Consider the following 11028-nt stretch of genomic DNA (forward strand, 5'->3'; position numbering starts at 1 on the left):
TGAGTCGTTTGTACTGAGCGACTTCCTGGCCGTCGACGAAGAGAAGTTTCTGGCCCTGGCCGACGAGCACGTACTCGACCTGCACCGCTCCGGCTTCCTCGGCTGGATCTACGCCCACCTGACTTCACTGGGCAATGCCAACCAACTGTTTGTGCATTATCTGGCCAAGAAGGCTGGCGAGGAGACCAAGCACTGAGTGGTGCTTGCGTCGAGAGATAAAAAAACCGGGCTTAGGGCCCGGTTTTTTTTATGCGTTGCTTTTAAAGGGGGGCGCACCAAGCGATATATGCGTGCTGCCCATGGTGCGCGCAGCACACCCTACGTATAGCGCTTCTTCAATTGTCTTTCGGCTCGTCGAACTTCAGGGCGCCGGCTTCGAAGATATTGAGCTTTTCCTTGAGTTGTTCCGGCTGCATAGGCGCGCCTGCAGCGGCGCCTGTTGGTGTAGCCGAGGCGGCACCTGTCGGCGTGCCCGATGCCGCACCGGCTGGCGGCGTATCACCTTCCTGGGGGGCATCTTCGGAGCCCTGCTCACCTTCGATCGCGCGCTGGGCTTTTTTGGTCAGTACGATGATGTCGATACGCCGGTTCACCGGGTTTAGCGGGTCTGCACGATCAAACAAGGCTGATGAGGCATAACCGACCACACGGGCGATTTGCTCATCGGGATAGCTGCCCGCCACCAAGGTGCGGCGCGCAGCGTTGGCGCGCTCGGCCGATAGCTCCCAGTTGCCGTAGTCGCCATGGCCGACAAAGGGCTTGGCGTCGGTGTGACCGCTGATGCTGATTTTGTTGGGCACCGCTTTGATGGTGTCAGACATGGCCAGCAGAATGTCTTCAAAGTACGGCTGCAGGCGCGCGCTACCACTATCGAACATGGGCCGGTTGGCAGCGTCCATGATCTGAATGCGTAGGCCATCCTGGGTGATTTCGAACAGGATCTGGTCCTTGAAACGTTGCAGTTGCGGGTTCTCGTTGACCTTGTTTTGCAGCTCTTGCAACAGCAGTTCCAGGCGTTCTTTTTCGAGTTTCTCGGCGATATTTTCGGCCTGGGATTTGTCCGGCGAAATATCGCTTTCAATATCAGACTCCGAGTCCGTCGCGGCCTTGGCGTCCTTGACGTCGGGGTTGAGGGTTTTGTCCGGCGCCGGTGTCGGCGTGCCGCCCAGGTCGATGACGTACGGGCTGGCGCTTTCGCTAAAACCGACGGGGTCCTGGAAGTAACCGGAAATGGCTTTCTTCTGTTCCGGCGTGGCCGAGGACATCAGCCACAGCACCAAGAAGAACGCCATCATGGCGACGGCAAAGTCGGCGAACGCAATCTTCCAGGCGCCGCCATGGTGCCCGGCGGCGTACTTTTTGACGCGTTTTACGATGATGGGTTGGTTGTTATCCATTAATCAGCGACCGCGAATCGCTTGCTCAAGCTCGCTAAAACTCGGCCGGTGCGCAGGGAACAACACCTTGCGGCCAAACTCCACCGCCAGCGACGGCGGCATGCCGGAAGCCGAAGCCACCAGCGAGGCTTTGATCGCTTCGTACACGTTCAACTCTTCCTTGGCGTCGTGTTCCAGGCAGGTCGCCAGCGGACCAAAGAAGCCATATGCCGCGAGAATACCCAGGAAGGTACCCACCAGTGCCGCACCTACGTGCTGGCCGAGGGCGGACTGTTCCACCTGGCCGAGCAGGGCCATGGTCACCACGATACCGAGTACCGCCGCCACGATACCGAAGCCGGGAAGGCCGTCGGCGATTCGGGTAACCGCGTGGGAATTGTGTTCGAGTTCTTCTTTAAGGCTGCCCAGTTCCATGTCGAACAGGCCTTCAAGTTCGTGCGGCGCCATGTTGCCGGAGGACATGATGCGCAGGTAGTCGCACACAAAGGCGGTCATGCCGGCATCTTTGAGCAGGCCTGGGTATTTACTGAAAATTGCGCTGGCGGCGGGGTCTTCAACGTCGGCCTCAATGGCCATCATGCCCTCGCGGCGGCTCTTGTTGAGGATCTCGTAGAGCATGCTCAGCACTTCAAGGTAGAAGGCGTGGGTAAAGCGATTGCCAAACATCTTCAGGGCTTTTTTGAACACCGACATAAAGGTGCTGCCAGGGTTAGCCTGGAGAAAAGCGCCAAGTGCCGCGCCGCCGATGATCATGACCTCGAAAGGCTGAATCAGCGCCGCGATCTTACCGTGGGACAAAATGTACCCGCCCAGAACCGAAGCGAACACAACAATGATGCCAATGATTTTTGCCATAAGAGAGGTACTTACACAGCAGGGAGAAGGGTTATAAAAATCAGTCCTTCTAATTATCGGAACTTATACGCCAGACTATAGCCAGTTAAGGTTAAAAGCCAATGGGCTACAAACACATGCCGACCTTGCCACCACTACCCTCCAGCCTGAAAACGTGGGTCAAACACCTCGATAGTGTGCGCTTGCCTATTCTGGCAACCACCCACGAACGGGTGCGGCGTTCGCTGGTCAGCAGCAGCACCTCCTTGCGTGAGGTGGCCGAACGCATTGAGGCAAGCCCCTCGTTGGCGCTGGTGGTGCTGCGTGAAGCCAACCGCAGCAGCAACAGTCTTAGTGAGCCCGCGGAAAGCCTGGAGATCGCCATCAGCCGCCTAGGCCTGGCGCGCACTGAAGAATTGCTCAATACGTTACCGGTAGTTACCGAAGAGAAAATCCCCAAAGCACTGCGGCAAATCCAGCTGATCAGCCAACACGCTTCGCAACAGGCCAGCGGTCTTTTTGCCAATCGGCTGGCACGGCTGTGGCAAGAAATTCACTGGAGCAGTTTGCTGTTTTTGTCGCCGCTGTGGCCATTGGCCGCAGCTCATCCCGAGCTGATCGAGAAATGGGAACAGCGGGTAATGGGCCTGGGCGAGCCGGCGTATAAAGTCGAGCGCGAGCTATTTGGTGTGTCGCTGCCAGCACTGTGCCTGGCGGTAGCTGAGCAGTGGCGCTTGCCGGAGTGGATTGTTCAGGCCTATCGCCTGCTGGCCAAAGAGCGCCGGCTGCTGGCCAAGGCGCTGCATATTGCGCGCAATAATGAAGAGCCACTGCATCAGCAACAATTGCTGGATGCCGATACAGCGCTGTCACGCTGGTTGACCCACCCGGGCAACACCATTTTATTCGCCAACGCCTTGGCCCTGACCTCCCACGAAGCCTGGGAAAGCCCCCATAGCTTGCGCTGGCAACGCATCACCGCGTTGTACCTGCAAGTGCCGTTGGCCGAACTGCAGCAACTGACCCACCAGCAAGCCGTGAACAGCGTGCGCCACTATGCGGGCACCGATCTCTGGCACCCGGCCCACGCCCTGCTCTGGCCTTGGAATACGCGCCACCTGCAGGTCGCCGCCGCGCCGCCGCCAGTGGCTAAAGACACCTCGCCCGCTTGGCAATTGCACTGCCGTGAACTGCTGCGCGACCCCAGTGCATTCGCCAACCTGCTGCAGCTGACCACTTGCATTCGTGATGCCTTGGAGGCCTGCGGTATGAGCCGCGCTATGGTGTTGCTGGCCGACAAAACTCAGACCCGGCTGGTCACGCAGCAAATCGTCGGCCTGCCCAAGGCGGCACAAACGCTCAACCTCGATCCGGCCAACAGTCAGGTGCTCAAGCGCCTGCTGGCACAACCGGGGCAGTTGCGCCTTAGCCCGGAAAACATCGCCCAGTTCTCGGCCCTGCTGCCGGGAACGCTGAAAGCGCTATTTCCTGGCGAGCATATGCTGCTTCGTTCAGTGGCCAACAACGGTAAGGTGGTGATGCTGCTGGTGGTTGACCAACAGGGCGCAGCGTTGAGCGAGCCGTGCGTGCAGGCTTTTGGCAAAATATCGCAATGCATCGAACGTGCATTAGCCAGCTTTGCCAAACGCGGGCGCTAACCTTTCCGCTACAATTTGGCCCCTTATTACTTTGGCTCGGAGGCCATGCATGTCTGCCTTTTCTGCTTTGCCGCTGGTCATCGAACCCGCCGACCTCGCGCCACGCCTGAATGACCCACAGCTTATTGTGGTCGACCTCACCAGCGCGGCCCGCTATGCCGAAGGCCATATCCCCGGCGCGCGCTTTGTCGACCCAAAACGCACTCAGCTTGGTCAACCGCCAGCGCCCGGCCTGCTGCCGACGCCAGAACACCTGCAAGCCTTGTTCGCTGAGCTGGGGCACAACCCCGATGCCGTGTACGTGGTGTACGACGATGAAGGCGGCGGCTGGGCCGGGCGCTTTATCTGGTTGCTGGATGTGATCGGCCATAGCCGGTACCACTACCTCGACGGTGGTCTGCTGGCCTGGCAGGCCGAGAGCCGTGAGCTAAGCACGGCGGTCCCGCCCGCTACCACGCAAGCAGCGGTTACGGTGCAGATTCACGACGCACCGACCGCCACCCGCGAGTACCTGCAAAGCCGCCTGGGCAGCGCCGACCTGGCGATCTGGGATGCCCGCGCGCCCTCTGAATACCGTGGCGAAAAAGTGGTTGCTGCCCGTGGTGGCCATATTCCTGGTGCGGTGAATTTCGAATGGACTGCCGGTATGGATCAGGCCCGCGCCCTGCGCATTCGCCAAGACATGCCAGCCATTCTGGAAAGCCTTGGCATCAGCAAAGACAAAGAAATCATCACCCACTGCCAAACCCATCACCGCTCCGGCTTCACCTATTTGGTGGCCAAGGCGTTGGGCTATCCACGGGTCAAGGCGTATGCCGGCTCCTGGGGCGAGTGGGGCAACCTGGCGGATACGCCGATCGAACTTTGAGCGAGCGCAGCGGGCGTTAGCCAACGCCAAGCTTCGGCCACTTATTCAACGTTAAGGACACCCATGAAAGATCGTTTGTTTATCCTCAGCCAATACCTGCTGCCCCATCACCTGCTGTCGCGGTTGATCGGCTGTATCGCTGAATGCCGTGCGACATGGCTGAAAAATCCGCTGATTACTTGGTTTGTTAAGCAGTACCAAGTGGACATGAGCGAAGCGCAGGTCGAAGACCCGACCGCCTATGAACACTTCAACGCCTTCTTTACCCGCGCCCTGAAAGACGGTGCCCGGCCTTTGGACGAAACCCCAGGCGCAGTGCTCTGCCCGGCCGACGGTGCCGTTAGCCAGCTAGGGACCATTGAGCATGGCCGTCTGTTTCAGGCCAAGGGCCATAGCTTTAGCGCTGTGGAGTTGCTCGGTGGTGACGCCGAGCGTGCCGCGCCGTTTATGGGCGGTGAGTTCGCCACCATTTACCTGTCGCCCAAGGACTACCACCGCGTGCATATGCCCTTGGCTGGCACCTTGACGGAAATGGTGTACGTACCCGGCCGACTGTTCTCGGTAAACCAGACCACCGCGGAAAATGTGCCGGAGTTGTTTGCCCGCAATGAGCGCCTGGTGTGCCTGTTCGATACCGAGCGCGGCCCGATGGCGGTGGTGTTGGTGGGCGCCATGATCGTTGCCGCCATTGAAACGGTATGGGCAGGCCAAGTCGCTCCGCCAGCGCGCCTGCTAAAAACCACCCGCTATGATGCAGCGTCGCGCGGCCCTATTGAGTTAGCCAAAGGCGCCGAATTGGGCCGCTTTAAATTGGGCTCTACGGCCATCGTGCTGTTTGGGCCGAATCAAGTGAAGTGGGCTGAGCATATGGTTGCCGGTAGCGCCACGCGCATGGGCGAACGTCTGGCCGACGCGCGTTAATAGATGCGGCACAGCGCGTCCAGTGAAGCTGGAGTTGCCGCGCTGTTGAACATCTCAGTTGGCGATGAGGTCTGAAGCACAAGAAACCCCGTCAACAAAGGCATATTGCCACCTTTGCCATACCCTCGATTGGCTGCGGGTATGGCAAGATGCTGCTAGAGTTCGGAAAACCAGACATTCAGATCGACTCGCCACGCCTTCGTGCGCAGGAGTGTCCAGCCAGATGGATTACGAGTTACATGGATAAACAGAACCCTCACCTGCTGCTACGTGTACCCACGCCAAACCAGCAGAAACTTTCCTTCTGTGACTCCAGCCCTCGCGACCTCAAACGGTGGATCGCCGGCCTGCCGAAAGCCAATTTGGGCGAAATGGCCCGTCAGCTTTATCAATGCCTTGTCGAACTCAACCAACTGATTACCCCTGCCGAAAACCGTCTGCAGTTGCTTGAACTGCTGCGCGCTGAAGTCTATTTCGTCAGCAAGCACCTTGAGCGCCACTTTCTCAACCAAGCCATCGTGCTGGATGAACGCCCGCGCAAAGTCGCCAACCTGTGCCAAGCCCTGGAAAACCATCTGGCTGCCGGCTACAAGTTGATCGTCTCCCAGGAAGCGCCACGCAAAGCCCGCGAGCGCAACCAGTTGCAGTTGCTGACCATCGCCATTCAACGCGCCTGCCATTGCCTGTGCGGTCCACTGATTCGCTCCAGTCAGTTGTATTGCCCGGTGCCAGAAGGCCTATGGCTCGAACTGCACAAGCTCTATCAAATCGCGCAGAACAGCGCGCTGCAAACCATCGTGGTGCGCGACGATATGGCGCTGCACACCAAAGGCCTGAGTGTTGAACAGACCTACCTGATCGCCCTGCTGATTGGCTGCGCGCGGACCAACCAAATGCGTCAAAGCGGTATCGCCAAGCTGGCGGAGGTGCTGGGCGCATGGAGTTCGTTGGTGCACCTGCAAGCGGCTGATGAACCGGGCAGCCTGTTTGGCATTCCATCTCAGGTTGACGGGCCGCCGCGCTACAAGTCGCTGTTTCAGGAAAACGAGCTACAAAGCCTGCTGGGGATCGACCCGCAGCCGCTGGTAGATGCCATCAAAGAACACTTGATGCTGCCGCCGGAAAATATCAGTCAATCGCGCCTGCTCATTCCCGAAGGCATGAGCATCGACCTGCTGCAGCACCTGAGCTCCGCGTGGGGTGATATTGCCGAACGTACCTTTCAACGCAATGCGGGCCACGGCAGCCTGACCCTGTGCCTGGGCATGAGCGCTCTGCACTTTTTCCTGGCCGGCAACAAACCGTTCAACGAAGTGCTCAAGCGTCCGGAGGAACGGCAAACAGCCAAGTTCCAAGCGGTCAATGCTGACGCCAAAGATATCTGGCGCAATGCCTTCGACGCGCAATCCACCATGGATTGGAACGGCAACCTGCCGCACGAAGAAATTCAGTACCAACGACCGACCGACGAGGCAAATGCCGACAAGGGCCAGGCCGAAAGCAACTACCCCACCTTCGAGCTTGCCATCGTCAACCACAGCCCCGGCGGTTACTGCCTGAGCTGGCCAAAAGACGTGCCCAGCCAACTGCAAGCCGGCGAACTACTTGGCGTACAGGACTCCCCAGAGCAAAGCTGGAGCGTTGCGCTGGTGCGCTGGATTCGCCAGGTGCGTGGCGGTGGTACGCAGATGGGCATCGAACTGATCGCGCCCCACGCCCAGCCCTGTGGTCTGCAACTGCTGCGCAAAGCTGATCAACACAGCCAATACCTACGCGCCTTGCTGCTGCCGGAAATCAGCGCGATCTCGCGCCCGGCCACCGTGATCACCGCGCGCCTGCCGTTCCAGGAAGGCAACAAAGTGCAGATCAATATCAGCGGCGATGAACGTCGCGCCGTGCTCAGCCGCAAGCAGACCAGCACCGGCAGTTTCAACCAGTTCGAGTACCGCGTTGTAGAGCAAACACCCCCTGAACAAGGGAAGCCGGTCACACCGCAGAAGAACCAGAGCGCGAGCGGCGAGGAAGACTTTGACTCACTTTGGAAGTCACTGTAGATTGCCCCGCACACCCCCTTTTGTCGCCTTTTCGCGCCCGTTCGGCGCAGTCTAAGCACACGCCATGGCCATCGAAAAGAAAACCATCCGGCTGCTGATTCTCGAGGACTCGCAGAACGAGGCCGAGCGTCTCGTCAGCCTGTTCCGCAATGCCGGTCGCGCCACGCGCGTACATCGGCTGACCTCAAGTGACGACTTGGCAACGGCCCTGCAGCAAAGCTGGGATTTGCTGATCGCCGCCCCCAGCAGTGAAAACCTCGATCCCGGCGAAGCGATCAATGCGATCCGTCGTCAGGCCAAAGATATTCCGTTGATTCAGCTCACCGCCGACAACGACCCGGACGCCATCACCGAGGCCCTGGCCTTGGGTGCGCAGGACGCGTTGCCGCAAGGCGAAGACGAGCGTCTGATCCTGGTCGCCAACCGTGAGCTGGCCAACCTCGAAGAGCGCCGCGGCCGTCGCGTCGCCGAGATTGCCCTGCGTGAAGCCGAGAAGCGCTGCCAGTTGCTGCTCGACAGCTCGGTGGACGCCATCACCTACGTGCATGAAGGCATGCATATTTATGCCAACCGCGCCTACCTGAAGCTGTTCGATTACGAAGATGCCGATGAGCTCGAAGGCATGCCGATGATCGATCTGATCGCCGGTTGTGATCACGCCAACTTCAAAGATTTCCTGAAGAACTACCAGAATGCTGAAGGCAACGCCGAACTGACTTGCAGTGGCGTCAAAGCCAATGGCCAGACCTTCCAGGCACGCATGAGTTTTTCGCCGGCCACTTACGACAGTGAGCCGTGTATTCAGGTGGTCATTCGCGCTGAAACCGGCAATGCCGAGCTGGAAGAAAAGCTGCGGGAAATCAGCAGCCAAGACCTGGTCACCGGCCTGTTCAACCGCAGCCACTTCCTTGAGTTGATGGATGGTGCCGCAGAGCGAGCGGTAAACGCCGGCCAGCCGGCAACGCTGAGTTATATCCGCGTCGACCGCTACAGCAACCTGCTGGCCGAAACCGGCTTGGCGGGCATCGACCTGTTGCTCACTGACCTGGCCAACTTGCTGCGCCAACACTTCGATGATGACGCGCAACTGGCGCGCTTCGGTGACGACGTATTTGCCGTGCTGCAACCGGGTAAAAACCCGGAGCAAGCGCAAGGCGAACTGGCGGCACTGCTGAAGAAAGTCGAAGGGCATATGTTCGACGTCAGCGGCCGTACGGTGCAGACCAGCTTGTCCATCGGTGTAGCCGGTCTCAACGAGAAAACCCCGAACGCCCAAGAAGTGGTCGACCGCGCACACCGCTGCGCCGACGAATTGGGCGATGGCAACGCCATCAAACTGTACAACCCGGCCCAGGAATTGGCTGCTGCGGCTAACCGCGGCAGCATTGTCGCCATGGTGCAGCAGGCCCTGGAAAACAACAGTTTCCGCCTGCTGTTCCAGCCGATCATCAGCCTGCGCGGCGACAGCAGCGAACATTACGAAGTGTTGCTGCGCCTGCTTAGTCCGCAAGGCGTTGAAGTGCCGCCAGGCGAATTCCTTGAAGCTGCGCGCGATGCAGGAATGGCCGAGAAGATTGATCGCTGGGTCATCCTCAACTCGATCAAGCTACTCGCCGACCACCGTTCCAAGGGCCACAACACCTGCCTGTTCGTGCATCTGTCGAGCGCCAGCGTGCAAGACCAAACGCTGTTGCCATGGCTGAGTGTGGCGCTTAAGGCCGCCCGTCTGCCGTCTGACGCGCTGGCCTTCCAGCTCAGTGAGCCAGATGCCACCACCTACCTGAAACAGGCCAAGGCCCTGACCCAAGGGCTGGCGGAGCTGCATTGCAAAGTTGCGCTTAGCCAGTTCGGTTGTGCGCTCAACCCGTTCAATACCCTCAAGCACCTGAACGTCGATTTCGTGAAGGTTGATGGCTCGTTCTCCCAAGACCTGACCACCGCCGACGCTCAGGAAGCCCTGAAAACACTGCTTAGCAGCCTGCACGCGCAAGCCAAGCTAACCATCGTGCCGTTCGTGGAAAGCGCCAGCGTATTGGCCACCTTGTGGCAAGCCGGGGTGAACTACATCCAGGGCTACTACCTGCAGGGCCCAAGCCAGTCGATGGACTACGACTTCGCCGCTGGCGACGAGTAGGCCGAAAACGACACAAAAAAAGGCGCCCCACGGGGCGCCTTTTTTATTGCCACAAACCTTAGTGCTGGGCAGCGCCCGCGCCTTCGGCTTGCATACGCGCCAGTTCCTGGGCGTACAGGGCGTCGAAGTTCACCGGCGCCAGCATAAGCGCTGGAAACGAGCCACGAACTACCAGGCTGTCCAAGGTTTCGCGTGCGTACGGGAACAGGATGTTCGGGCAGAACGCACCCAAGGTGTGGCTCATGGACGCGGCGTCCAGGCCCTTGATCAGGAAGATACCGGCCTGCTGCACTTCGGCGATAAAAGCGGTTTCTTCGCCGGTTTTCACGGTAACCGACAGGGTCAGAACCACTTCATGGAAGTCGCCTTCCAGAGCTTTCTGACGGGTGTTGAGGTCCATGGCTACGCTCGGTGCCCACTCCTGACGGAAGATTTCCGGGCTTTTCGGCGCTTCGAACGACAGGTCACGCACGTAGATGCGTTGCAGGGAGAATTGCGGATTTTCAGCGCCTTGAGCGGCAGCTTCGTTGGTCACTTGGTCAGTCATGAGCAAAAACCTTCTTATCGTTAAGTGTTGAAAACTAAGTCAGTGCTTAAAAACTTAGGCCTTGAGCAGCGCGTCCAACTTGCCGGCGCGTTCCAGGGCATAAAGGTCATCGCAGCCACCCACGTGGGTGGTGCCGATCCAGATTTGCGGCACCGAAGTAGCGTGGGCTTTGCGGGTCATTTCAGCGCGCACGTCGGGCTTACCATCGACGCTGATTTCCTCAAACGCCACGCCTTTGTTGGCGAGCAATTGTTTGGCGCGGATGCAGTACGGGCACCATGCGCTGGAGTACACAACTACAGCTGGCATATCACTTCACCACTGGCAGGCTTTCGCCGCGCCAGCTGGACATACCGCCAGATAGCTTGGCGGCGTTGAAGCCGAGTTTTTTCAGATCACGAGCGACGGCACCGGCTTGTTGGCCCAGGGCGTCGACCACAATGATGGTTTTCGCTTTGTGCTTTTCCAGTTCGGCAACGCGACTGGCGACTTTGTCGTAGGGAATATTCAGCGCGCCGACGATATGGCCAGCGGCGAAATCTTTGTTGTTGCGTACATCGAGGATGATGCCTTCGTCGCGGTTGACCAGTGCAGTCAGCTCGCGGGTGCTAAGGC

The 11028-nt window shown here is 59.1% G+C and carries 11 protein-coding genes; 6 read left to right on the forward strand and 5 right to left on the reverse strand.

The genetic code is table 11. From position 1 onward, the window contains the following. The coding region (locus AAAB16_RS20685) for a SapC family protein (RefSeq protein ID WP_340665021.1) at nucleotides 1-196 on the forward strand (196 nt) is incomplete at its 5' end. A gap of 139 nt (nucleotides 197-335) precedes the next feature. On the opposite strand, the gene motB is transcribed toward AAAB16_RS20685, so the two are convergent. Next, nucleotides 336-1397, reverse strand: a complete 1062-nt coding sequence (gene motB, locus AAAB16_RS20690; RefSeq protein WP_340665022.1) for a flagellar motor protein MotB — start codon at nucleotides 1395-1397, stop codon at nucleotides 336-338. Between the two features lie 3 nt (nucleotides 1398-1400). Next, a complete protein-coding gene (gene motA, locus AAAB16_RS20695; protein WP_110615721.1) occupies nucleotides 1401-2252 on the reverse strand; it encodes a flagellar motor stator protein MotA in 852 nt (283 codons plus the stop codon). A 101-nt stretch (nucleotides 2253-2353) separates the two neighbouring features. Here motA and AAAB16_RS20700 point away from each other — a divergent pair, with 101 nt between their 5' ends. The 5 genes from AAAB16_RS20700 (at nucleotide 2354) to AAAB16_RS20720 (ending at nucleotide 9866) form a co-directional block, all read left to right on the forward strand. Continuing rightward, complete coding sequence (locus AAAB16_RS20700) at nucleotides 2354-3889, forward strand: HDOD domain-containing protein (protein WP_340665023.1); 1536 nt, start codon at nucleotides 2354-2356, stop codon at nucleotides 3887-3889. Nucleotides 3890-3938: 49 nt separating this feature from the next. Next, nucleotides 3939-4757 (forward strand): rhodanese-like domain-containing protein, encoded by an 819-nt coding sequence (locus AAAB16_RS20705; protein ID WP_340665024.1) that lies wholly within the window; start codon nucleotides 3939-3941, stop codon nucleotides 4755-4757. Between the two features lie 63 nt (nucleotides 4758-4820). Next, nucleotides 4821-5678: an archaetidylserine decarboxylase gene (gene asd, locus AAAB16_RS20710; RefSeq protein ID WP_340665025.1), complete on the forward strand. Its 858-nt coding sequence runs from the start codon at nucleotides 4821-4823 to the stop codon at nucleotides 5676-5678. A 239-nt stretch (nucleotides 5679-5917) separates the two neighbouring features. Then, complete coding sequence (locus AAAB16_RS20715) at nucleotides 5918-7732, forward strand: molecular chaperone (protein WP_340665026.1); 1815 nt, start codon at nucleotides 5918-5920, stop codon at nucleotides 7730-7732. Between the two features lie 64 nt (nucleotides 7733-7796). After that, nucleotides 7797-9866, forward strand: coding sequence for a GGDEF domain-containing response regulator (locus AAAB16_RS20720; protein WP_340665027.1), 2070 nt, complete (start codon nucleotides 7797-7799; stop codon nucleotides 9864-9866). A 58-nt stretch (nucleotides 9867-9924) separates the two neighbouring features. On the opposite strand, the gene secB is transcribed toward AAAB16_RS20720, so the two are convergent. The 3 genes from secB to AAAB16_RS20735 all read right to left on the reverse strand — a co-directional run. Beyond that, nucleotides 9925-10413 (reverse strand): protein-export chaperone SecB, encoded by a 489-nt coding sequence (gene secB / locus AAAB16_RS20725; protein ID WP_340665028.1) that lies wholly within the window; start codon nucleotides 10411-10413, stop codon nucleotides 9925-9927. Between the two features lie 54 nt (nucleotides 10414-10467). Next, complete coding sequence (gene grxC, locus AAAB16_RS20730) at nucleotides 10468-10722, reverse strand: glutaredoxin 3 (protein ID WP_110615727.1); 255 nt, start codon at nucleotides 10720-10722, stop codon at nucleotides 10468-10470. 1 nt (nucleotide 10723) lies between these two features. Next, on the reverse strand, nucleotides 10724-11028 hold a 305-nt coding region (locus tag AAAB16_RS20735), incomplete at its 5' end, for a rhodanese-like domain-containing protein (protein ID WP_340665029.1).

The organism is Pseudomonas sp. (assembly GCF_037994325.1).
In the GTDB taxonomy this organism is placed as follows: Bacteria; Pseudomonadota; Gammaproteobacteria; order Pseudomonadales; family Pseudomonadaceae; genus Aquipseudomonas.